18 protein-coding genes are annotated in these 21,095 nt (G+C 71.1%); 12 read left to right on the top strand and 6 right to left on the bottom strand.

The features are described 5' to 3' along the window. Positions 1–42 precede the first annotated feature (42 nt). The 5 genes from BGO91_RS07970 to BGO91_RS07950 all read left to right on the top strand — a co-directional run bounded on the left by BGO91_RS07970 (position 43) and on the right by BGO91_RS07950 (position 5,904). Entirely contained in the window at positions 43–966 is a 924-nt protein-coding gene (locus tag BGO91_RS07970) for a proteasome assembly chaperone family protein (RefSeq protein WP_021764699.1), read from the top strand. A gap of 49 nt (positions 967–1,015) precedes the next feature. Further along, on the top strand, positions 1,016–2,356 hold the full coding sequence (locus BGO91_RS07965) for a nitrate/nitrite transporter (protein WP_290472242.1): 1,341 nt from the start codon (positions 1,016–1,018) through the stop codon (positions 2,354–2,356). A 242-nt stretch (positions 2,357–2,598) separates the two neighbouring features. After that, positions 2,599–3,912: an RNA polymerase sigma factor gene (locus BGO91_RS07960; protein ID WP_290472241.1), complete on the top strand. Its 1,314-nt coding sequence runs from the start codon at positions 2,599–2,601 to the stop codon at positions 3,910–3,912. 4 nt (positions 3,913–3,916) lie between these two features. Then, positions 3,917–5,191 carry a MurT ligase domain-containing protein gene (locus BGO91_RS07955; protein ID WP_290472240.1) on the top strand — a complete coding sequence of 425 codons (1,275 nt, stop codon included), beginning with the start codon at positions 3,917–3,919 and terminating at the stop codon, positions 5,189–5,191. After that, the gene (locus BGO91_RS07950) at positions 5,188–5,904 is read left to right on the top strand and encodes a cobyric acid synthase (protein WP_290472239.1); all 717 of its coding nucleotides are present in this window, start codon (positions 5,188–5,190) and stop codon (positions 5,902–5,904) included. Before BGO91_RS07955 ends, BGO91_RS07950 begins: the two co-directional genes overlap by 4 nt. 41 nt (positions 5,905–5,945) lie before the next feature. On the opposite strand, the gene alr is transcribed toward BGO91_RS07950, so the two are convergent. Genes alr through BGO91_RS07935 form a run of 3 tightly spaced genes read right to left on the bottom strand, consistent with a single transcriptional unit; the run spans position 5,946 to position 8,002 of the window. Then, a complete protein-coding gene (gene alr / locus BGO91_RS07945; RefSeq protein ID WP_290472238.1) occupies positions 5,946–7,022 on the bottom strand; it encodes an alanine racemase in 1,077 nt (358 codons plus the stop codon). Beyond that, on the bottom strand, positions 7,019–7,732 hold the full coding sequence (locus BGO91_RS07940) for an alanine racemase C-terminal domain-containing protein (RefSeq protein WP_290472237.1): 714 nt from the start codon (positions 7,730–7,732) through the stop codon (positions 7,019–7,021). The genes alr and BGO91_RS07940 overlap by 4 nt, the downstream gene beginning before the upstream one ends. Positions 7,733–7,765: 33 nt before the next feature. Continuing rightward, positions 7,766–8,002 (bottom strand): hypothetical protein, encoded by a 237-nt coding sequence (locus BGO91_RS07935; RefSeq protein ID WP_021764610.1) that lies wholly within the window; start codon positions 8,000–8,002, stop codon positions 7,766–7,768. A gap of 212 nt (positions 8,003–8,214) precedes the next feature. Between BGO91_RS07935 and BGO91_RS07930 the strand changes: the two genes are divergently transcribed. After that, a complete protein-coding gene (locus BGO91_RS07930) occupies positions 8,215–10,299 on the top strand; it encodes a DNA topoisomerase IV subunit B (protein WP_290472236.1) in 2,085 nt (694 codons plus the stop codon). A 642-nt stretch (positions 10,300–10,941) separates the two neighbouring features. Here the strand turns inward: BGO91_RS07930 and BGO91_RS07925 are convergent. Beyond that, positions 10,942–13,434 carry a DNA topoisomerase IV subunit A gene (locus tag BGO91_RS07925; protein WP_290472235.1) on the bottom strand — a complete coding sequence of 831 codons (2,493 nt, stop codon included), beginning with the start codon at positions 13,432–13,434 and terminating at the stop codon, positions 10,942–10,944. A gap of 57 nt (positions 13,435–13,491) precedes the next feature. Between BGO91_RS07925 and BGO91_RS07920 the strand changes: the two genes are divergently transcribed. Further along, positions 13,492–14,625 (top strand): alkaline phosphatase family protein, encoded by a 1,134-nt coding sequence (locus BGO91_RS07920; RefSeq protein ID WP_290472234.1) that lies wholly within the window; start codon positions 13,492–13,494, stop codon positions 14,623–14,625. A 4-nt stretch (positions 14,626–14,629) separates the two neighbouring features. Here BGO91_RS07920 and sepH read toward each other — a convergent pair whose 3' ends face one another. After that, positions 14,630–15,745 carry a septation protein SepH gene (gene sepH, locus BGO91_RS07915; protein ID WP_290472233.1) on the bottom strand — a complete coding sequence of 372 codons (1,116 nt, stop codon included), beginning with the start codon at positions 15,743–15,745 and terminating at the stop codon, positions 14,630–14,632. A 206-nt stretch (positions 15,746–15,951) separates the two neighbouring features. Between sepH and BGO91_RS07910 the strand changes: the two genes are divergently transcribed. Beyond that, positions 15,952–16,245 carry a DUF4193 domain-containing protein gene (locus BGO91_RS07910; RefSeq protein WP_039920738.1) on the top strand — a complete coding sequence of 98 codons (294 nt, stop codon included), beginning with the start codon at positions 15,952–15,954 and terminating at the stop codon, positions 16,243–16,245. Between the two features lie 18 nt (positions 16,246–16,263). Here the strand turns inward: BGO91_RS07910 and BGO91_RS07905 are convergent, their stop codons facing one another. Next, positions 16,264–16,719, bottom strand: coding sequence for a DUF3093 domain-containing protein (locus tag BGO91_RS07905; RefSeq protein ID WP_290472232.1), 456 nt, complete (start codon positions 16,717–16,719; stop codon positions 16,264–16,266). Between the two features lie 39 nt (positions 16,720–16,758). Here BGO91_RS07905 and dut point away from each other — a divergent pair, with 39 nt between their 5' ends. The 4 genes from dut to BGO91_RS07885 are packed head-to-tail and all read left to right on the top strand — an operon-like array spanning position 16,759 to position 21,089. After that, the gene (dut, locus tag BGO91_RS07900; RefSeq protein WP_290472231.1) at positions 16,759–17,217 is read left to right on the top strand and encodes a dUTP diphosphatase; all 459 of its coding nucleotides are present in this window, start codon (positions 16,759–16,761) and stop codon (positions 17,215–17,217) included. Between the two features lie 26 nt (positions 17,218–17,243). Further along, positions 17,244–17,900: a DUF3710 domain-containing protein gene (locus BGO91_RS07895; RefSeq protein ID WP_290472441.1), complete on the top strand. Its 657-nt coding sequence runs from the start codon at positions 17,244–17,246 to the stop codon at positions 17,898–17,900. A 6-nt stretch (positions 17,901–17,906) separates the two neighbouring features. Further along, a complete protein-coding gene (locus BGO91_RS07890) occupies positions 17,907–18,692 on the top strand; it encodes a DUF3159 domain-containing protein (RefSeq protein ID WP_290472230.1) in 786 nt (261 codons plus the stop codon). Between the two features lie 21 nt (positions 18,693–18,713). Continuing rightward, positions 18,714–21,089: an HAD-IC family P-type ATPase gene (locus tag BGO91_RS07885; RefSeq protein ID WP_290472229.1), complete on the top strand. Its 2,376-nt coding sequence runs from the start codon at positions 18,714–18,716 to the stop codon at positions 21,087–21,089. The last annotated feature ends 6 nt before the right edge of the window (positions 21,090–21,095 follow it).

Raw genomic sequence — 21,095 nt, 5'->3', positions numbered from 1 at the left:
TCAGCACGGGCCGGGCGCCCGGGGTCGGCCTAGAGTTGATGCATGCGACACCCCGCCGATCTGTTCGAGCTCAACCCGGCCGTCGAGGTCCCGGAGGGCCTCCCGCTCGTGGCCGGGCTGACCGGATTCGCCGACGCGGGCGCCGGCGTGAGCCAGCTCGGCACGTATCTGCTTGGCACGCTCGACAGCGAGGTCGTCGCGACCTTCGACGCGGACATCCTGCTCGACTACCGCGCGCGCCGGCCGATCATCTACTTCGACCAGGACCACCTGGCCGACTACCAGCCGGCGACGCTGAAGCTGTACCTCGCCTACGACGAGCTGCGCCAGCCGTTCCTGCTGCTGTCGGGCTTCGAGCCCGACTTCCGCTGGGAGGCCTTCACGGAGGCCGTGCTCGGCCTGATCGAGCAGTACCGGGTGCGCAGCGTCACCTGGGTGCACGCCATCCCGATGCCGGTGCCGCACACCCGGCCGATCGGCGTGACCGTCAGCGGCAACCGGTCCGAGCTCATCGAGACGATGTCCGTGTGGAAGCCGCAGACCCAGGTGCCCGGCAACGCCCTGCACCTGCTCGAGTACCGCCTGCAGCACCTGAACCACCCGACCGCGGGCTTCGTCCTCCTCATCCCGCACTACCTCGCCGACACGGAGTACCCCGCCGCGGCGATCGCGGGGCTGGACTCGATCAGCGCGGCGACCGGCCTCATCTTCCCGAGCGACCGCCTCCGCCAGGAGGACCGCGACTTCATCGCGAACATCGACGAGCAGGTCGCGGGCAATGCGGAGCTCGCGAAGCTCGTCGGCACGCTCGAGGAGCGGCACGACACGTACATGGAGGACAACCAGCCGCGGTCGCCGCTCACCGACCGCGACGGCGAACTGCCCTCCGCGGACGAGATCGCCGCCGAGCTGGAGAACTTCCTGGCCTTCCGCCGCCACGGCGACGAGGAGAACGGCGACCGCTGAGCCGCCCGACCTCCCGGCCCCTCCGGTCCATCCGGCCTAGACTCGTGGGGTGAACTCGCGGCGCTCCTGGTTCGTCTTCGGGATCGGCGCCTTCGCCTATCTCGTGGCGGTGACGCAACGCACCACGATCGGCGTCGCGGGCGTCGCGGCGACCGACCGCTTCCACGTCTCCGCGTCGGTGCTCTCGACGCTGGCCGTCGTCCAGCTGATCGTCTACGCCGCGATGCAGATCCCCGTCGGCGTGCTGATCGACCGGATCGGCTCCCGGTGGCTCATGCTCATCGGCACCGCCTTGATGGTGGCGGGTCAGATCGCCGTCGCCTTCGCGCCGACCATCTCGATCGCCATCCTCGGCCGCATCCTCGTCGGCGCCGGCGACGCCACCGTCTTCACCTCCGTGATGCGGCTGGTGAACTCGTGGTTCCGAGGGCGCATCGTCCCTCAGCTCTCGCAGTGGATCGGCAACATCGGCCAGCTCGGGCAGGTGCTCTCCGCCGTGCCGTTCGCCCTCGTCCTGCACCTGGCGGGGTGGACGACCGCCTTCCTCGCCGCGGCGTCCCTCTCGGTGATCGCGCTGATCGCCATCGCGGTCGCCATCACGGACCGCCCGGTCGGCTCGTCCGAGGGGCCGCGCCCCGCGACCTGGGGCGACTCGCTGCGGCAGCTGCGGATCAGCCTGGCCCGACCGGGCACGCAGCTGGGCTTCTGGTCGCACTTCGTGACCCAGTCGTCCGGGACCGTCTTCAGCCTGATGTGGGGCCTGCCGTTCATGGCGTTCGCGCTCGGGATCGATCCCGCCGAGGCCTCGGCCCTCCTGATCGTGTCGGTGGTCGCCGGCCTGATCGCGGGTCCGCTGCTCGGCCTGCTCACCGCGCGCCACCCCCTGCGGCGCAGCAATCTGGTGCTCGGCATCGTGGCCATGATGGGCGTGGTGTGGGCCGTCGTGCTCCTCTGGCCGGGAGTCCCTCCCGTCTGGCTCCTCGTGGTGCTCCTCGTCGCCATCGGCATCGGCGGCCCGGGGTCGCTGATCGGCTTCGACTTCGCGCGCACCTCCAATCCGCTGCACAGCCTCGGCTCGGCGAACGGCATCGTCAACGTCGGGGGCTTCCTGGCGAGCTTCGTGATGATGTTCCTCATCGGAGTCTCCCTCGACCTCCAGAACGGCGCCCGGGTCGCGGCGGGCGCCGCGACCGATCTCTACGCGCTCGACTCGTTCCGCTGGGCGTTCGCGATCCAGTACCTCATCATCGGGACCGGGGTCGTCTTCCTGGTGCGCGCACGACGGCGGACGCGCCGCCGGCTGCAGGAGGAGGAGGGAATAGAAGTGGCCCCGATCTGGGTTGCACTCTCTGACGCATGGCGGAGGCGGAGCGGACGCGAGCCGTTCTGACGCCGAGGCTCAGGAGCAGAGGATCCCCTTCGTGCGCGACGGTGGACGTGGTCGGAAGAACGCGTGAATCGTGCAATAATTGATGTCTGGACCCGTTCATATCCTGTTGGGTCGGAGCATTCGACGATGCCCGACGTTCCCCCCAGGACTTGACATGGGTCTTAGTAATGTCCGCACGCAACCCTGAGCCACGGTGGAGCCCCGAGGAATCCGGCCTCCGCTTGGTATTGAAAGGTGTTCACATGGCAACCCGTGCAGCAACGAAGGCCCCCGAGGCCGACACGGTCGACGAGACGGTGACGGGCGCCGAGGGCGCGGCCACCACGACGACCGCGAAGAAGACGACGACGAAGAAGACCGCCGCCAAGAAGCCGGCGGCGAAGAAGGGCGCGACCAAGCCCAAGGGACGTGCGGCGGACGACGACGAGGAGGTCGACGAGGACGCCGAGGTCGAGGTCGAGGAGGATGCCGACGAGGCCGCCGACACCGACACCGACGAGGCGGACGACTCCGACGAGGCCGCCCAGAAGCCGGCCGACATCGCTGCCGCGGCTGTCGCGGCCGCCCCGCTGCCGACCGACGCGCTCGTGCTGCGCGCCGTCGACGAGGACGACGACATCCCGGTCTACTCGACCACCATCACCGGTGCGACGGCCGACCCGGTCAAGGACTACCTGAAGCAGATCGGCAAGGTCCCCCTGCTGAACGCGGCGGAGGAGGTCGAGCTCGCGATGCGCATCGAGGCGGGACTCTTCGCCGAGGACAAGCTCGCGAACACGCCGAACATGCCCAAGGAGCTCGAGCGCGAGCTCCGCTGGGTCGCCCGTGACGGCCAGCGCGCCAAGAGCCACCTGCTCGGCGCCAACCTGCGCCTCGTGGTCAGCCTGGCCAAGCGCTACACCGGCCGCGGCATGCAGTTCCTGGACCTGATCCAGGAGGGCAACCTGGGCCTGATCCGCGCGGTCGAGAAGTTCGACTACACCAAGGGCTTCAAGTTCTCCACCTACGCGACGTGGTGGATCCGTCAGGCCATCACCCGCGCCATGGCGGACCAGGCGCGTACCATCCGCATCCCGGTGCACATGGTCGAGGTCATCAACAAGCTCGCCCGCGTGCAGCGCCAGATGCTGCAGGACCTGGGCCGCGAGCCCACCCCCGAGGAGCTGTCGAAGGAACTCGACATGACTCCCGAGAAGGTCATCGAGGTCCAGAAGTACGGTCGCGAGCCCATCTCGCTGCACACCCCGCTCGGCGAGGACGGCGACAGCGAGTTCGGCGACCTGATCGAGGACACCGAGGCGGTCGTCCCGGCCGACGCGGTGGGCTTCACCATGCTGCAGAAGCAGCTCGAGAGCCTGCTCGACTCCCTGTCCGAGCGCGAGGCGGGCGTGATCCGCATGCGCTTCGGCCTGGGCGACGGCATGCCGAAGACCCTGGATCAGATCGGTGACACTTTCGGCGTGACGCGCGAGCGCATCCGCCAGATCGAGTCGAAGACGATGGCGAAGCTGCGCCACCCGTCCCGCTCGCAGTCGCTGCGCGACTACCTCGAGTAAACCGGTGCGGTATCGATTGGCGGTCGTCGCCGGCCGCCTCGCCCGCTGGCTGCTGCGCCTGCGGGGCGGGGGGTCGGCGGTGCCCGGCCGGGTCGCGCTCGCGATCGCTCCGGCGTTCCTCGAGCGTGCCGTCAGCCGGCTTCCGCTCGGCGTGGTGTTCGTCTCCGGCTCGAACGGCAAGTCGACCACGACCAACATGCTCACCGCGATCCTGCGCGAGCACGGGCTCGAGGTCTTCACGAACCCCTCGGGCGGCAACCTGCCGCAGGGGATCGCGTCCGCGCTCCTCGCCGACGTCCCGCTCGACGGATACGTGCGGGGCGACGTCGGCGTGATCGAGGTGGACGAGGCCTACGGCGTCGACCTCGCCACCCTGCTCAAGCCGCGCGGCTCCCTCCTGCTCAACGTGCAGATCGACCAGCTCAACCGGTTCTTCGAGCCCACACGTGTCGTCGGGATGCTGCGCTCCATCGCGGAGACCTCGTCGGAGTTCGTCGTGGTGAACGCGGACGACGACAGCCTCGCGCGCGTCGGCGCCGACCTCGCCGCGGCGGGACGCGACGTGTCCACCTTCGCCGTCGCACCCTCCCTCATCGAGTCCGCCCCGAACGGGCTGGCCAACGTGGAGGACCTGACCGGCGTCGCCGCCGGCGCCCTCCCCGTGCCCTCGGTCTTCGTGTCCGCGCTCGAGGTGCAGAGCGCCCAGCTCACGATCGGCGGCGAGAGCGTGCGCATCGGGCTCCCCGCGCGCGGTCTGCACTACGCCGTCGACGCGGCGGGCGCCACGGCGATGGCGCGCCGGCTCCTCGGCGACCGGTTCCGGTCGAGCGCGGTGGTCGCCGCGATGGCTTCGCTGCGCACCGTCTACGGCCGGGGCGAGACCCTGCGGGTGGGCGATGAGGACATCGAGATCATCATGATGAAGAACCCGCCGAGCCTGCAGCTGAACCTCGACTACCTGGCCGCGTCGCCCGAGCAGGTGTTCGTGGCCGTCGACGAGGGGACCCCCGACCCGTCCTGGGTCTACGACATCGACCTGTCGAAGCTGGAGCAGGTGCACATCGTGTCGGGCACCAAGGCGTGGCAGTTCGCGACCCGGTTCGCGTACGCCGGCATCCAGGTCGACCAGGTCGTCCCCGAGCTCAAGCCGGCCCTCGCCGCGTTCCTGGCGCTGCCGAAGCCCGCGCACGGCACCAAGACCATGATCGTGAACTACGAGCAGATGATGCTGATCCGCAAACAGCTCGGGTTCCTCGACCTCGAAGGCGGCGAGCGGTGAGCGTTCTGCGCATCCTCCACCTGTACCCGCGCGAGCTGGGCATCAACGGCGACGCCGGCAACGTGCTGGCCCTCGCCGAGCGCGCGCGCTGGCGCGGTATCGAGGCGGAGGTCGTGTCCCACGCTCCCGGCGGCGAGCTGCCCGCGAGTGCCGACATTGTCCACATCGGCTCCGGCCCGCTCTCCGCTCAGCGCGCCGTCCACGCGGATGTGCTGGGCATCGCGGACCGCCTGCGCGATTGGCGCGACGCCGGGGTCCCGATCCTGGCGATCGCGGGAGGCTGGCAGCTGCTCGGCCGCGAACTGGTGACGCCCGAGGGGGAGACCCTCGCCGGCGCCGGCGTCTTCCCGAGCCGCGCCGTGCTCGGCGCAGCCCGCCACGTGGGCGAGATCGTCGTGCGCAGCACCGAGCTCGGCAGCCTGGCCGGGTTCGAGAACCACTCCGCCCGCACCGAGCTGGAGGGCGGCGAGCCGCTGGGCCGCGTGCTCAGCGGAACCGGCAACGACGGCGCATCCGAGGGCGTGACCGTCGGCGCCTCCATCGGCACCCACCTGCACGGACCGGTGCTGCCGATGAACCCCGTGCTGGCCGACCGCCTCCTCGCGACCGCCCTGCGGGCCGAGCTCCCGGCGGTGCCGCAGACCGAGCGCGTCGACCGCTACGCGACGAACGCGCGCCGAGCGATCGCGGAGCGGCTCGGAGTCTCGCTCTAGCCGACGCTGCTTCGGCCGCTACCGCTCTGGCCGCTGCCGCTCTAGCCGACGTAGACGCGCGGAACCCGCGCGGCGACGCCCGTGATCATCTCGTCCGCGATGGTCTCCGCCCAGTCCGCCCAGGTCTCCGCCGTCGCCTCACCGTCGACGCCCGGGCCGAAGAGGATGGCCGAGTCGCCCGCGCGCACGCGGGCGGTGCCCGCGTCCACAAGCATCGAGTCGACGCCCACCGCGACGACCGGGCAGCGTCGGCCGTCCAGCAGAACGGACACCTTCGCGATGCCGAGCGTCGGGACGCCGTCGCCGTAGCCGATCGCGATCCGGACGTGCGTCGTGCCGTCCACATGCACCTCGGTGACGGGAGCCTCCAGGCGCATGACGGGCTCGAGGCCGAGTTCTGCGCCGGTGGCGTCGTCGAAGGGGGAGAAGCCGTAGGCGGCGATCCCGAAGCGGACGAGGTCGAAGCGGGCCTCGGGCATGCGCATCCCTGCCGAGCTGGCGGCGAGGTGCAGGATCTCGAAGCGCGCGCCGCGGTCGGTCGCCTCGGCCACCGCCTCGTGGAACTCGGCGAGAGCGCGACGGTCCTCCTCGAGGGAGGCGTCGGCGAGGTGGGACCAGGCGGCGCGGACGCGCACGACGCCGCGGTCCTGCAGCGCGAGAGCGGCATCCACGAGCCCCGGCCAGTCGGCGCGGGTGGCGCCGTTGCGGCTGAGCCCGGTGTCGACCTTCAGGTGGACCACGGCGGGACGGTCCGCGGCCGCCGCGGCGATCGCGTCGAGCTGCCAGCGGGCGGAGACGCCGAGCTCGATGTCGTTCTCGATGGCGGCGCGCCAATCGGTGTCCTGACCGTGCAGCCAGGCGAGGAGGGGAGCGGTGACACCGGCGCGGCGCAGGACGAGTCCGGCTGGGACCTCGAGCACGGCGAGGGAGGTGGCTCCCGCCTCCAGCCCGGCCTCGGCGACGGGGAGCAGGCCGTGCCCGTAGGCGTCGGCCTTGACGGCGAGCATGACCTCCGCCGGCGCGGCGATCGCGGCGAGACGGGCGACGTTGCGTCGCAGGGCGGCGAGGTCGATGACGGCGCGCGGCAGCGGCTCGGCGATGGCGTCGACGATCGTCATGCGCTGTGCACCCTCTCGATGCGCCGGCCCAGCCGGCTGGTGATGACCGGGGCGGCGACGCCGATCGCGTCCGCCCAGTCGAGCACGGTCGGCTCGCCGCGGGCCGGGTCGCCGAACAGGACCACGGGGTCGCCGGGGGAGGCAGCGCCGTCGCCGATGTCGACGACGAACTGATCCATGGCGATCCGCCCGGTCACCCGGCCGCGCGTCACGCCGACCTGCACGGGTGCCTTGTTGGATGCCACGCGGAGGATGCCGTCGGCGTAGCCGAGCGCCACGAGCACGAGCGTGGTCGGCCGGGCGGTGCGGTAGGTGTAGCCGTACGAGACGCCGCGGTCGGCCTCCACGTGCTTGACGGCGATGATCTCGCCCGTCAGACGCATCGCGGGGGCGGTCGGCGTGACCGGGTCGAGGCCGAAGAGCGCCGGTCCGAGCAGCGCACCGGAGCCGGGACCGGGCCCGCCGACGGTGACGCGGGTGTCGATGCCGTCATCCGCGAGCGCGGCGGCGTCTTCGACGCGGGAGACGACGAAACCGCCGACCCCCGCGGCGGACAGCGCACGTGCCACAGGGATGAGCCCGTGACCGTACGCGTCCGCGCGGAGATCGGCGGTGGAGTCGTGGAGGGAGGCGCTGAGTGCAGCTGCGGTGGAGCGGACGACGGCGAGGTCGATCATGGCGCGCCTGTGCACGCCGTGCCCTGCTGTCATCGTCCGGTCAGCCTCGCGGTCGACGCGGCCGCGTTACGCGCGCTGCTCTTCGAACAGGCGAGCGGTCTCGTCGTGCCAGCTGTGGGCGATCTCCGAGAGCTTCTCCTGGTGCTTCTTGCCGTGGTGCGCACAGAACAGCAGCTCGCCGTTGTTCACGACGACGCGGATGTAGGCCTGCGCTCCGCAGCTGTCGCACCGATCGGCAGCAGTCAGCTGCGGCCCCGAAGCGAGCTCGTCAACCGCATCGTTCTCCGAAGTGATCGTCGACATGTGATGCTCCTTTCAGTCGCAACCGGTGAACTCGGTACCTCTATAGAACCACGCCCGGCGGGTAATCCATCGCGCATTGCCTGCTATTTCGCTCAACGCGTAGCCTCGCGGGCGCTGGGTGTCGGTGGCGGAGGGTGTCCCCGGTGTTGTCTACGCTGGAGAGAGCACGACGCCCGCATCCTCCGGGCGCACCCGGAACGCAAGGAGCACTCGTGGCGAGCTCAGACTATTCGGCCAGGCATCTGTCGGTGTTGGAGGGGCTCGAGGCCGTCCGGAAGCGTCCCGGGATGTACATCGGCTCGACGGACTCCCGCGGCCTCATGCACTGCCTCTGGGAGATCATCGACAACTCGGTCGACGAGGCGCTGGCCGGGCACGGCACGGCGATCGACGTCATCCTGCATCCCGACGGCAGCGTCGAGGTGCGCGACACCGCCCGCGGCGTCCCGGTCGACGTGGAGCCCAAGACCGGCCTCACCGGCGTGGAGGTCGTGTTCACCAAGCTGCACGCCGGCGGCAAGTTCGGCAGCGGCTCGTACGCCGCCTCCGGCGGCCTGCACGGCGTCGGCGCCTCGGTCGTGAACGCCCTCTCGGAGCGGCTCGACGTCGAGGTCGACCGCGACGGCAAGACGTGGGCCATGTCCTTCCACCGCGGCGAGCCGGGCGTGTTCGCCGACGGCGCGGGCGGCCCGAGCCCGGATGCGGCCTTCTCGCCGTTCGTGAGCGGCAGCGAGCTGCGGGTGGCGGGCAAGGTCGCCAAGGCGAAGACCGGCACGCGCGTGCGCTACTGGGCCGACCGGCAGATTTTCACAAAGGGCGCCGCCTTCTCCGTCGAGGACCTGGTCGGCCGCGCCCGGCAGACCGCCTTCCTGGTGCCGGGCCTCGCGATCACCATCGACGACAAGCGGACGCCCGAGGGCGAGCGCACCACCTTCCAGTACCAGGGCGGCATCTCGGAGTTCGTCGAGTTCCTCGCCCCCGACGCGCCGATCACCGACACCTGGCGCCTGCAGGGCGAGGGCACGTTCACCGAGACCGTGCCCGTACTCTCCGACACCGGGGCGATGATCCCGACCGAGCTGACCCGCACCTGCGAGGTGGACATCGCCCTGCGCTGGGGGACCGGCTACGACACCGTCATGCGCAGCTTCGTCAACATCATCGCCACCCCCAAGGGCGGCAGCCACCAGACCGGGTTCGACCAAGGGCTGCTGAAGTTCCTCCGCGCCCAGGTCGAGCAGAACGCCCGGCGCCTCAAGGTCGGCAACGACAAGCTCGACAAGGACGACGTGCTCGCCGGTCTGACGGCCGTGCTGACGGTGCGCCTGCCCGAACCGCAGTTCGAGGGCCAGACGAAGGAGGTGCTCGGCACCCCCGCCGTCCGCAACATCGTCGCCCAGGTCATCCAGAAGACCCTGACCGAGCGGTTCACCTCGTCGAAGCGCGACGACAAGGCGCAGGCCGCGCTCGTGCTCGACAAGGTCGTCGCCGAGATGAAGTCCCGCATCTCCGCCCGCGCCCACAAGGAGACGCAGCGCCGCAAGAACGCGCTCGAGACCTCCTCCCTGCCGGCGAAGCTGGTCGACTGCCGCTCGAGCGACGTCGCCAACAGCGAGCTGTTCATCGTCGAGGGCGACTCCGCCCTCGGCACCGCCCGCCGCGCCCGCGACAGCGAGTACCAGGCCCTCCTGCCCATCCGCGGCAAGATCCTGAACGTGCAGAAGGCGTCCGTGTCGGACATGCTCTCGAACGCCGAGTGCGCCGCGATCATCCAGGTGATCGGCGCCGGTTCGGGGCGCAGCTTCGACCTCGCGACCGCGCGCTACGGCAAGGTCATCATCATGAGCGACGCCGACGTGGACGGCGCGCACATCCGCACCCTCCTGCTCACGTTGTTCTTCCGTTACATGCGGCCGATGATCGAGGAGGGGCGCGTCTTCGCGGCCGTCCCGCCGCTGCACCGCGTCATCGTGCAGAACCCCGGCTCCAAGCCGAACGAGACGATCTACACGTACTCGGAGGCCGAGCTGAACGCCGTGCTCGCCGACCTGGCCAAGCGCGGCAAGAAGCACCAGGAGCCGATCCAGCGCTACAAGGGTCTCGGCGAGATGGATGCGGACCAGCTGGCGACCACGACGATGGACCGCGCACACCGCACCCTGCGCCGCGTGCGCGTCCCCGACGCCGAGGCCGCCTCCCGCGTCTTCGAACTGCTCATGGGCAACGACGTCGCCCCCCGCAAGGAGTTCATCATCGCCGGCGCCGACGACCTCAGCCGCGCACGCATCGACGCGTAGCCTCCGTGCGCGCCGCGCGCCGCGCGCCGCGCCCGCGAGACGTGAGTAGTTGCGGGTGCGGGTCTGCCCTGACCCGCAACGAGCCACCTCTCGCGGGTGGTGGTTGGCGTCTGGCTGCCGTCTGGTTCGCGAGATGTGAGTTGTTGCGGGTGGGGACCCGCCCTGACCCGCAACGAGTCACCTCTCGCGGATGGAGGTTGGCGCCTGGCGAGCCTTTGGTCCGCGAGGCGTGAGTTGTTGCGGGTGTGGGCTTCCCGTGACGCGTAGGAAGTCACCTTTCGCGGCTGGTGGTTGGGGTCTGGTCGCGAGAAGTGAGTTGTTGCGGGTGCGGGCCTCCCATGACTCGCAACGAGTCACCTCTCGCGCGTGGTGCTTGGCGTCTGGTTCGCGACGCGTGAGTTGTTGCGGGTGTGGGTCTGCCCGCACCCACAACAACTCACCTCTCGCGGGTGTTGGTTGGCGTCTGGTTCGCGAGGCGTGAGTTGTTGCGGGTGTGGGCCTCCCGTGACCCGCAACAACTCACCTCTCGCGAATGGGGGATCGCGCCCGGCCCGCGACGTGTGAGTTGTTGCGGATGCGGGTCGGCGCGGACTCGCGACGAGTCACGTCTCGCGAGGTGGCGAGGGGGTGCGGGGGTGCGGGTCAGCCGATCTGGCGGCCGACCGAGCCCACGACCATGTCGAGGGGGGTGCCGGAGGCGTCGCGGCGGGCGCCGCCCTCGGGCAGGGTGCGTGCGGCGCCGTCGGTGCCGACCGCGAGCGCCGGGCCGCGGCCGACCCAGGCGAGGGAGAGCTCGGCCTCGCCCTTGAGGAAGCGCTGGGCGCGCACGCCCCCGGTGGCGCGTCCCTTGGCGGGGAACTCCGCGAGATCGCTGATCTTGCCGCTGCCGGGGTCGGTGCCGGGGAGCGTCTGGCCACCGGTCGCGATCGTGACGACGACCGAGGCCTCCTTCTCGTCGGCCGGGACCGCGCCGAAGGAGAGCACGCGCGCGCCGTCGCCGAGGTTGATGCCGGCCATGCCGCCGGCCGAGCGGCCCTGCGGGCGCACGGCGGAGGCGGGGAAGCGGAGCAGCTGGGCGTCGCTGGCGACGAACACGAACTCGTCCGTGTCCTGGACCTGCACGGCGCCGACGACCTCGTCGCCGGGCTTGAGGGCGATGATCTCGAACTCGGGCTTGTTCGCCCAGTCGCCGGCGACGACGCGCTTCACGACGCCCTGGCGGGTGCCGAGAGCGATGGTGCGGGCGTCGTCGAGGGAGACGATCGCGAGAATCCGTTCCTTCTTGTCGGCGAGGGCGAGGTAGTCGCCCACCTTGACGCCGGCGCCGAGCTGGATGGAGTTGAGCGGTGCGGCGGGCAGGTCGACGGGGGAGAAGCGGATGAGCCGACCGGTGTTCGTGACGGCGCCGATCTCGGCGCGGCTCGTCGTGTCGAGCTGCGAGAGGATGGCGTCGTGCTTGCTGCGCCGGGCCGGCGGCTGGATGCGCGCCAGTGCGCCCGGTTCGACGCCCTCGGCCGGGGCCGGCTCGTCGACGCGGAGGATGCGCCCGGTGGTCGAGAGGAACACGCGGCACGGCACGTCCGCCACCTCGAGCTGCACCTGGGCCGCCTTGCCGCGGCCGGAGGCGCTGGCGATGGAGGGCTTGGCCTCCGTCAGCAGGGTGCGACGCGGGGTGCCGAACTTCGCGGCGACCTGCTCGAGCTCGTCCGAGACCAGCTCGTTGATGCGCTGGCGGCTCGCGAGCAGCGCCTCCAGCTCGGCGATCTCGGCGCGGAGCTGGTCGCGTTCGGTCTCGAGCTCGATGCGGGAGAAGCGGGTGAGGCGGCGCAGTCTCAGCTCGAGGATGTAGTCGGCCTGCAGGGTGCTGAGGTCGAACACCTGCATGAGGCGTGTGCGGGCCTGCTCGGTGTCGTCCGACGAACGGATGACCTGGATGACCTCGTCGATGTCGAGGATCGCGATGAGGAGGCCCTCGACGAGGTGCAGGCGCTCCTTGCGGCGCGCCAGGCGGAACTCGGAGCGGCGGGTGACCACGCGCACGCGGTGGTCGAGGTAGACCGAGAGCAGCTCCCGCAGGCCGAGGGTCTGCGGGCCGCCCTCGACGAGGGCGACGTTGTTGATCGAGAAGCCCTCTTCCAGCGGCGTGTGCCGGTAGAGCTGCTCGAGCACCGCGTCGGGGCTGAAGCCGGTCTTGATGCCGATGACGAGACGGAGGCCGTTCTGACGGTCGCTCAGGTCGGTGACGTCGGAGATGCCGTTGAGCTTCTTGGCGCCGACGCCGTCCTTGATCTTCTCGATGACCTTCTCGGGGCCGACCATGTAGGGCAGCTCGGTGACGACGAGGCCGCTCTTGCGGGCGGTGATCGCCTCGACGGCGACCTTGGCGCGCATCCGGAAGCTGCCGCGTCCGGTGGCATAGGCGTCGCGCACGCCGGCGAGACCGGCGATGGTCCCGCCGCACGGGAGGTCCGGCCCCGGCACGTACGCCATCAGGTCGTCGAGCGTGGCGTCGGGGTTCTCGAGCAGATGCCGTGCGGCGCCGACGACCTCGATGAGGTTGTGGGGGGCCATGTTGGTGGCCATGCCGACCGCGATGCCGCTGGCGCCGTTGACGAGCAGGTTCGGGAAGGCCGCGGGCAGCACATCCGGCTGCATGAGCTGGGCGTCGTAGTTGGGGACGAAGTCGACGACGTCCTCGTCGAGGTCCTCCGCGAGGGCCAGCGCCGCCGCCGTCAGGCGCGCCTCGGTGTACCGCGCGGCCGCCGGGCCGTCGTCGAGCGAGCCGAAGTTGCCGTGCCCGTCGACGAGGGGGACGCGGAGGGTGAAGTCCTGGGCCATGCGGACGAGCGCGTCGTAGATGGCGCTGTCGCCGTGCGGGTGGAGCTTGCCCATCACCTCGCCGGTGACGCGCGCGGACTTCACGTGGCCGCGGTCGGGCCGCAGACCCATCTCGGTCATCATGTAGAGGATGCGGCGCTGGACGGGCTTGAGGCCGTCGCGGGCGTCGGGCAACGCGCGGGAGTAGATGACCGAGTAGGCGTACTCGAGGAACGAGCCCTGCATCTCCGTCGTGACGTCGACGTCTTCGATGCGTTCGGTGATGCCGGCGGGGGTCTGGTCGTCTGCTGGAGTCATTCGTGCATTCTCGGGAAGGGCGGTGGGGCTCCGCCTGCGTGTGCCAGACTGGGCCGGATGTCCCCCATGCTACCGGCCGCGTTCACGACGAGGACGAGCCTTGCCGCGGTTCTGCCGAGTTCGCTCGCCGCGGTGCAGGGGGAGGCGAACGACCTGGGGCTGCCCGCACTGGAGCACGTCGTGGTGATCGTCGTCGACGGACTCGGCGCCTCCTCCCTCCGCGCCCGCTCCGGGCACGCGCGCACGCTCGCGCCGCTGCTCGGCAAGACCACCACGATTGACGCCGGATTCCCCACCACCACCGCGGCCGCGCTGACCACGCTGACGACCGGCACGCTGCCGGGGGAGCACGGGATGGTCGGTTACCGCGTGCGCGACGGCGCGGGCCGGCTGACCAACCAGCTGTCCGGGTGGGACGACCGGATGGATCCGGCGACCTGGCAGCGTTCGCGGACGATCTTCGAGCGCGCGACCGAGCAGGGCGTCGCCGCCCGCGCGATCGGCCTGCCGAAGTACGCCGAGTCGGGCTTCACCGCCGCCGCGCTCCGGGGCGCGGAGTTCGTGGGCGGCCGCACGATGGCCGAGCGCTTCGAGCTCGCCGAGTCCGTCGTCGCGGGCGCCGGGCCCGGCATCACCTACCTGTACGTCGCCGAGCTCGACCAGCTCGCCCACGCCAAGGGCTGGGAGTCGCCGGAGTGGACGGCCGCGCTGGAGACGCTCGACGCCCTCGTCGCCGGGTTCGCCCGGCGGCTCGGCCCGGGCCGCGCCGCCCTCCTCACCGCCGACCACGGCGTGATCGACGTTCCCGAGAGCGGCCACGTGCTGTTCGACACCGCTCCGGAGCTGCTGGAGGGTGTGGACGCGATCGGCGGCGAGCCGCGCTTCCTGCACCTCTACACGAAGGCGGGCGCCGATCCCGACACGGTCGCCGATCGCTGGCGCGGCGTCGAGGGCGAGCGCTCCTGGATCGCCACGCGGGCCGCGGCCGTGGAGGCCGGCTGGTTCGGACCCGCGGTGGATCCCGGGGTGGCCCCGCGGATCGGCGACGTGCTCGTCGCCACGCGCAAGCGCATCGCCTACTACGACTCGCGGGACCTCTCCCGCAGCGGTCGCAACATGGTGGGCCAGCACGGTTCGCTCACCGCGGAGGAGACCAGGGTGCCCCTGCTGCGGTTCGGCGCGGCGGCCTAGCGCCTCAGGCCAGGTCGTCGTCCGTGCGGGCGCCGAAGACGATCTCGTCCCAGCTCGGCATGGAGGCGCGGCCCTTGCGGCGGCCTCCCGTGCTCGGACTCTGCTCGGTCGTGGTGGCGACCGTCGCGCCCTCGAGGGCCGACGGATCGGCGGCGGCGATCGCCTCGTCCACGATGCGGAACGGCGTCGGGGCGGAAGCGGGAGCACCGCCCTCCGGCTGCGCGGGCGGCGTCGGGGCGGCGGGGGCCTCGGGCTTCTCGTCGTAGGTCGCGGCCTCGCGCTCGCCCCGGCGGCGGCGGAGCGCCTCCAGCAGGTCGGCGGTCTGGTGCAGGTCGCGCGGGGTCTCGTCGTCGGCGCGGTTGATGGCGGAGACGGTGATGGAGTTGCTGGCACCCGTGCGGCCGGCGGTCAGCGGCTCGATCGGCGTGGTGATCTCCGGGCCGAGCAGGTCGGCGACGGGCTCGGGGAAGCTGAAGGCACCGCTGTCGAAGCGGGAGGTGTCGGGCTCGCCCTCGTCGGGCAGCACGGCGCGCAGCCGGGGGATCAGCGTCCCGCCGCGGAGCTCGCCCGCCTGGGACAGCGTAGTCGCCTCCGAGTTCAGGGGCGCGAGGCCGTGCTTGCGCGCGTCGTACGACCAGCGCGCGTCGTGGTCGATCTCGTCGGCCGTGAACTCGAGCTTGACGATCCAGCCGGTCTCCGAGTCCTTCCAGCTCGCCCACCGCTCGCCCGAGACGCCGAGGGAGGCGAGGCGGTCGCGGATGACCGAGCCGAACGTGTCCGGCTCGCCCAGGGGGTCGACCTCGGCCGCGGTGCGGACGGGGACGCTGAGGGCGCTGGCGACGATGTGCTCGCGCTCCGCGACGATGGGACCCTCGAAGCGCTGGACGTACTCCAGGGGGGCGCCGGTGACCGCTGAGACGTCTTCCGCCGACATGCCGGAGCGGATGTGGGCCTGGACCTCGCGCGGCGAGAGCTTGACCCCCTCCGTGGACGTCTGCTGCCGCACCTGGCGGATCTTCGACTGCAGGGCGTCGTCGACGGCGATGCGGAATCGCTCACCGTCGTCGCCGACGGCGACGATCGCGCCGTTCTCGACCCCGATGACCTTCAAATCCTGCATGTGGATGCCTTCCGAGCTCGCGTGCGTACCGGGCCAGGATGCCACGGGAACGGAGGTGGGTCGGGGAATACGCCGGGCGTGCCGGAAGTTGATACCTCCGCAATCGCTGAGAGGCTCCCGAGTGGTTTTGCTATTCCTTGGCGATTGATGCAAACTATCGCCGCCGATTGCGAGAATCGGCCGTTACGTACGAGAAGTGGATGGGCATGGCAACGGATTACGACGCACCGCGGAAGACCGAGGACGACTCCGAGTCGATCGAGGCCCTCAAGGAGCGAGTTCCGGACAAGATGTCCGGTGTCGTCGACGTCGAGGATGCCGACAACCCGGGTGGCTACGAGCTCCCCGGCGCCGACCTCTCGGATCTCGACCTCGACGTCGTGGTGCTCCCGCCGCAGGCGGACGAGTTCACCTGCGTGAACTGCTTCCTGGTGAAGCACCGCTCGCAGATCGACCACGAGAGCAAGCTCGGACCGATCTGCGTGGAGTGCGCCGCCTGAGCGACGCACGCACGAACGTCAGTGTTCCCCCGAACTCTGGCGAGCCTCCTCGAGAACCCGGACCAACTGGTCCGGGTTTCTTGTTGAGAGGAGCCAGTACGGGGTCGGGTCGTCGAGGTCGGCGACGGGCACCTTGACGACCGGCTTGATCCAGCCGCGGATCAGCAGCCACGCACGCGCGTCGAGGCGCTGACCGCGCTCCAGCGTCGCGGCGTCGCCGGTGTACGCCGAGGGCGTGGCGGTGAGGGACAGCGGGATGTGCGCGCGGCCGGCGATCAGTTCGTCCTTCGTCACCCGCAGCGACGGGGCGGAGACGATCAGCGCCACGGCGATCGCGACGTAGAACACGATCGCCAGCACGACGCCCACCGTGAAGTTGATGGGCGCGAACACGAGCATGACCGCGGGGATGACGAGCAGGGTGGAGATGAAGAGCCAGGGCGTCGCCCAGAGCCGCTCACGGTAGAGGTCCATGGTCCCTATTCGATCAGACTTCTGCACTACCCTCGACACGTGACCGATTCCGTCGACGTCCCGATCATGGCCGAGCTCCTCCCCACCTACGCCCACCCGGGCGACGCCGGGGCCGATCTCTGCGCGGCGGAGGCCGTGACGCTGGGCCCGGGGGAGCGCCACACGGTCGCCACCGGCGTCTCGATCGCCCTGCCGGACGGGTACGCGGCGTTCGTCGTCCCGCGCAGCGGACTCGCCATGCGGCACGGCATCACGATCGTGAACTCGCCCGGAACCGTGGACGCCGGCTACCGCGGGGAGATCCGCGTGACCGTGCTCAACACGGACAGGTCGATGCCGTACGATATCGCCGTCGGCGACCGGATCGCCCAGCTGATCGTCATGCCGGTCACGCGCGCACGGTTCATCCCCGTCGACACCTTGCCGGACAGCCACCGCGGCACCGCGGGATTCGGCTCGTCCGGATACACCGTGACCCAGTCAGGAGACCACGCTTGAGCGACACCAGCGACACCCCGGAGAAGATCGACGCGACCGAGGTCGACGCCGAGGAGTCCGCTCCGGAGACGCAGGACGCCCCCGACGACGCCAAGTCGGCTCCGGACGACCGCGAGACGGAGGGCCCGCTCGACGAGAGCGAGGCCAACCCCGTCCGCCCCTACGTCGACCTCGGGGGCGTGAAGATCCTGCCGCGCGAGGGCCTGCACCTGCGGCTGGAGGTGGAGGAGGAGTCGCAGCGCGTCGTCGCCGTCGGCCTCGACTACGCGAACTCCACGCTCCAGGTCCAGCCGTTCGCAGCGCCGCGGTCGAGCGGCCTCTGGCACGAGATCCGCGCGCAGATCGCCGATCAGGTGGAGCGCCAGGGTGGCCGCATCAGCGAGCGCGACGGCGTGTTCGGTCCCGAGCTGATCGCGGAGATCCCGGTCGCCGCCCCGCAAGGCAAGCCCGGCGAGACCCGGGTCGCCCGCTTCGTGGGCGTCGACGGACCGCGCTGGTTCCTCCGCGGCGTGATCGCGGGCGACGCGGCCATCAAGCCGGAGGCCGCCGCGCTGGTGGAGGACCTCTTCCGCAGCATCGTCGTCGTCCGCGGCTCGGTCCCGATGCCCCCGCGCGACCTCATCCCGCTGCGGATGCCGGCCGCACCGTCGGCGGGCGCCGACAACGGCTACACCTCGCTGTAGGCGCGCATGGCAGAGCAGGAGCCGCAGCAGCCGGAGCACGTCGAGCACGACGACCACGCCCAGAAGGACGAGGTCGCGGCGAGCGTCGGCGAGAGCCTCGCCCGTGCGGCCCGCAAGTCAGGCCTCGGACAGCTCACCGAAGGGGACGCCCCGACCGGTGCCGCCCTCCTCGGCGCTCTGGGCGGCGTGCGCGGGCTCGCCGAGACGATCCTCCCCGGCCTCGTCTTCCTGATCCTCTTCACGTTCACGGAGAACGTGCCCCTGTCGATCGGGTGCTCGGTGCTCGTCGCGGTGATCTTCACGGTGGTGCGGATCGTCGGCAAGACCCCGGTGACGCAGGCCGTCGCGGGCCTCATCGGCGTCGGCGTCTCCGCCATCCTGGCCCTCATCACCGGTCGCGGCGAGGACAACTTCCTCCTGGGGATCTGGACGAACGCCGCGTACGGCGCCGCCCTCCTCATCTCCATCGTCGTGCGCTGGCCGCTGATCGGCCTGGCCGCCGGCTACCTGATGGGCGACGGACTGGCGTGGCGGAGCGTCCGCTCGAAGTTCCGCGTGATGCAGGCGCTCACGTTCCTCTGGTTCCTGCTCTTCGCCGCCCGGCTGCTCGTGCAGGTCCCGCTCTACCTGGCGCACACGCCCGAGGCGACGAGCGCGCTCGCCCTCACCAAGCTGCTGATGGGCGTCCCGCTGTACGCGCCCCTGCTGCTCGTGACCTACTTCGTCGTCCGCGGCCAGTTCCCGCAGCAGACGCCGCCCCAGAAGACGCCGCCGAAGCCGGCCGGCACGTAGGCCGCTGATCCGGGGGGACGCATGACCGATGCGCGCATGAGCGCGGGCCTCACGGCGGCCCAAGTGGCGGAGCGTCGCGCGGACGGCCGCCACAACGCGCAGCGGCAGTCCAGCTCGCGGTCGATCGGCGACATCCTGCGCGAGAACATCTTCACGCTGTTCAACGGCATCCTCACCGTCTGCTTCGTGGCGGTGCTGCTGCTCGGCGATCTGCGCGACGGCTTCTTCTACGGCGTCGTCGTGGCCAACGCCCTCATCGGCATCGTGCAGGAGGTCAGGGCGAAGCTGGTGCTCGACCGCGCCGCCCTGCTCGCCGCGCCCGAGAGCCGCGTGCGCCGCGACGGCGAGGTGGTCGCGGTGCCGCTGGAGGACGTCGTCCTCGACGATCTGCTCGTCCTGCGGCCCGGCGACCAGGTCCCCGCCGACGCGGTGGTCGCCGAGAGCACCGGGCTCTCCCTCGACGAGTCCCTCCTGACCGGCGAGTCGGACCCGGTGTTCAAGGACGCCGGTGCGCAGCTGCTGTCGGGCTCCCACGTCGCGACCGGCACGGGATACGCGGTGGTCACCGCGGTCGGCGCCGACTCGTACGCGAGCAAGCTCACCAGCGAGATCAAGAAGCACTCGCTCGTTCGCTCGGAGCTGCGGGACGCCACCAACCGCATCCTCGTCTACCTCTCGTGGATCCTCGGGCCGGTCATCCTCATCACCCTCGTCGGGCGGGTGCTGGCCTACGGCGGCTTCCGCACGCTCTTCGTGGACGACCGCTGGCGCCGTGCCCTGGTCGACGCGGTCGCCGCGGTGGTCGGGATGATCCCGGAGGGTCTGGTGCTGCTCACCAGCCTCGCGTTCGGCGTCGCCGCGATCCAGCTCGCGTCGCGCAAGGTGCTGGTGCAGGAGCTCGCGGCGGTCGAGGTGCTCGCCCGCGTCGACGTCCTGTGCCTCGACAAGACCGGGACGCTGACGAACGGGGAGCTGGCGCTGGAGCGCACCGAGGCTCTGGGCGACGACGCGCTCGCCGAGCAGGCGGACGTCGCCCTGGCGGCGTTCGGCTCGGACGACGCGGGCAACGCCACGGCGGGGATCCTGGCCGGCACGTTCCGGAGCGAGGCGTTCACGGTGCTGCGGCGCATCCCGTTCAGCTCGGCCACCAAGTACAGCGGAGTGGTGGTCCGCGTCGGCGGCGAGGAGAGCTCGTGGGTGCTCGGCGCACCGGAGCGGGTGCTCGCCGACCATCCGGCGGAGCTGGCGCGCGCCACCGGGATCGCCGCGACCGGCCGCCGGACCCTGGCCCTGGCACGCGCGGCGGCTCCGCTGCCCGAGGGGGCGCAGATCGAGCTGGCCGGTCTCGCGCTCGAACCCGCGAAGCTCGTGGTGCTGGGGGAGACCCTGCGTCCCGAGGCCGAGGAGACCCTCGGCTACTTCGCCGAGCAGGACGTGCGCGTCGTCGTGATGTCCGGCGACAATCCGGTCACCGTCGGCGCGATCGCCCGCGAGCTCCACCTCTCCGGCACGGCGGTGGACGCCTCCACGCTCACCACGGACGAGCAGCTGGACGAGGCGCTCCGCACCGCCGACGTGCTCGGGCGCGTCAGCCCCGAGCAGAAGCGCACGGCCGTCGGACTGCTGCGCGCGCAGGGCCGGACGGTCGCGATGACCGGCGACGGCGTGAACGACGCGATGGCGATCAAGGACGCCGACCTCGGCATCGCGATGGGATCGGCGACGGCCGCGACCAAGGCGGTGTCGCGGCTGGTGCTGCTCGACAACCGGTTCGACCGCCTCCCCGGCGTGCTGGCCTCCGGTCGCCGGGTGATCGCGAACGTCGAGCGGGTGTCGAACATCTTCCTCGCGAAGACGGTCTACGGGATCCTGCTCGCCCTGGTGAGCGCCGTGCTGCTGTGGCCGTTCCCGTTCCTCCCGCGGCAGCTGACGCTGGTCTCGTCGCTGGCGATCGGCATCCCCTCCTTCTTCCTCGCGCTGGCGCCCAACCGTCGCATCTACACGCCCGGCGTGCTGCCGCGCATCCTGAAGTACTCGGTCCCGACGGGGGTGATCGCCGGCGTCGCCGCCATCGTCTCGTACGCGCCGATCCACCGGTCCCTGCCGCTGCACGAGGCCCGCAGCATCACCACGGTGACGCTCTTCTGCGTCTCGCTCTGGATCCTCTGCGTGCTGACGAGGCCGCTCACGGGCGCGCGGTGGGCGCTGCTCGGCGCCGTCGCGGCCGCCTTCGTCCTGGTCTGCGTCATCCCGTTCACGGCGGAGTTCTTCCAGATGCACCTGAGCCTCTCGGGAGGGCTGCTCTGGGGCCTCGCGGTCGGCGCCGCGGGCGCGGCGGGGATCGAGCTCTTCTACCGGTTCGCGAAGCGCCGCGAACTGGTCTTCGACCGGCAGTGAACGTGG

Origin of the sequence: Leifsonia sp. 71-9 (assembly GCF_001898805.1) — a bacterium.
GTDB lineage: Bacteria > Actinomycetota > Actinomycetes > Actinomycetales > Microbacteriaceae > Leifsonia.
This window is presented reverse-complemented; position numbering and strand designations above follow the sequence as displayed.

What these genes read in the sequence shown, in the direction of transcription:
- BGO91_RS07970 (WP_021764699.1), top strand. Translation starts at nt 43, where the DNA reads ATGCGACACCCCGCCGATCTGTTCGAGCTCAACCCGGCCGTCGAGGTC.
- BGO91_RS07960 (WP_290472241.1), top strand. Translation starts at nt 2,599, where the DNA reads ATGGCAACCCGTGCAGCAACGAAGGCCCCCGAGGCCGACACGGTCGAC.
- alr (WP_290472238.1), bottom strand. Translation starts at nt 7,022, where the DNA reads ATGACGATCGTCGACGCCATCGCCGAGCCGCTGCCGCGCGCCGTCATC.
- BGO91_RS07940 (WP_290472237.1), bottom strand. Translation starts at nt 7,732, where the DNA reads ATGACAGCAGGGCACGGCGTGCACAGGCGCGCCATGATCGACCTCGCC.
- BGO91_RS07935 (WP_021764610.1), bottom strand. Translation starts at nt 8,002, where the DNA reads ATGTCGACGATCACTTCGGAGAACGATGCGGTTGACGAGCTCGCTTCG.
- BGO91_RS07925 (WP_290472235.1), bottom strand. Translation starts at nt 13,434, where the DNA reads ATGACTCCAGCAGACGACCAGACCCCCGCCGGCATCACCGAACGCATC.
- BGO91_RS07920 (WP_290472234.1), top strand. Translation starts at nt 13,492, where the DNA reads ATGTCCCCCATGCTACCGGCCGCGTTCACGACGAGGACGAGCCTTGCC.
- sepH (WP_290472233.1), bottom strand. Translation starts at nt 15,745, where the DNA reads ATGCAGGATTTGAAGGTCATCGGGGTCGAGAACGGCGCGATCGTCGCC.
- BGO91_RS07910 (WP_039920738.1), top strand. Translation starts at nt 15,952, where the DNA reads ATGGCAACGGATTACGACGCACCGCGGAAGACCGAGGACGACTCCGAG.
- BGO91_RS07905 (WP_290472232.1), bottom strand. Translation starts at nt 16,719, where the DNA reads ATGGACCTCTACCGTGAGCGGCTCTGGGCGACGCCCTGGCTCTTCATC.
- BGO91_RS07890 (WP_290472230.1), top strand. Translation starts at nt 17,907, where the DNA reads ATGGCAGAGCAGGAGCCGCAGCAGCCGGAGCACGTCGAGCACGACGAC.
- BGO91_RS07885 (WP_290472229.1), top strand. Translation starts at nt 18,714, where the DNA reads ATGACCGATGCGCGCATGAGCGCGGGCCTCACGGCGGCCCAAGTGGCG.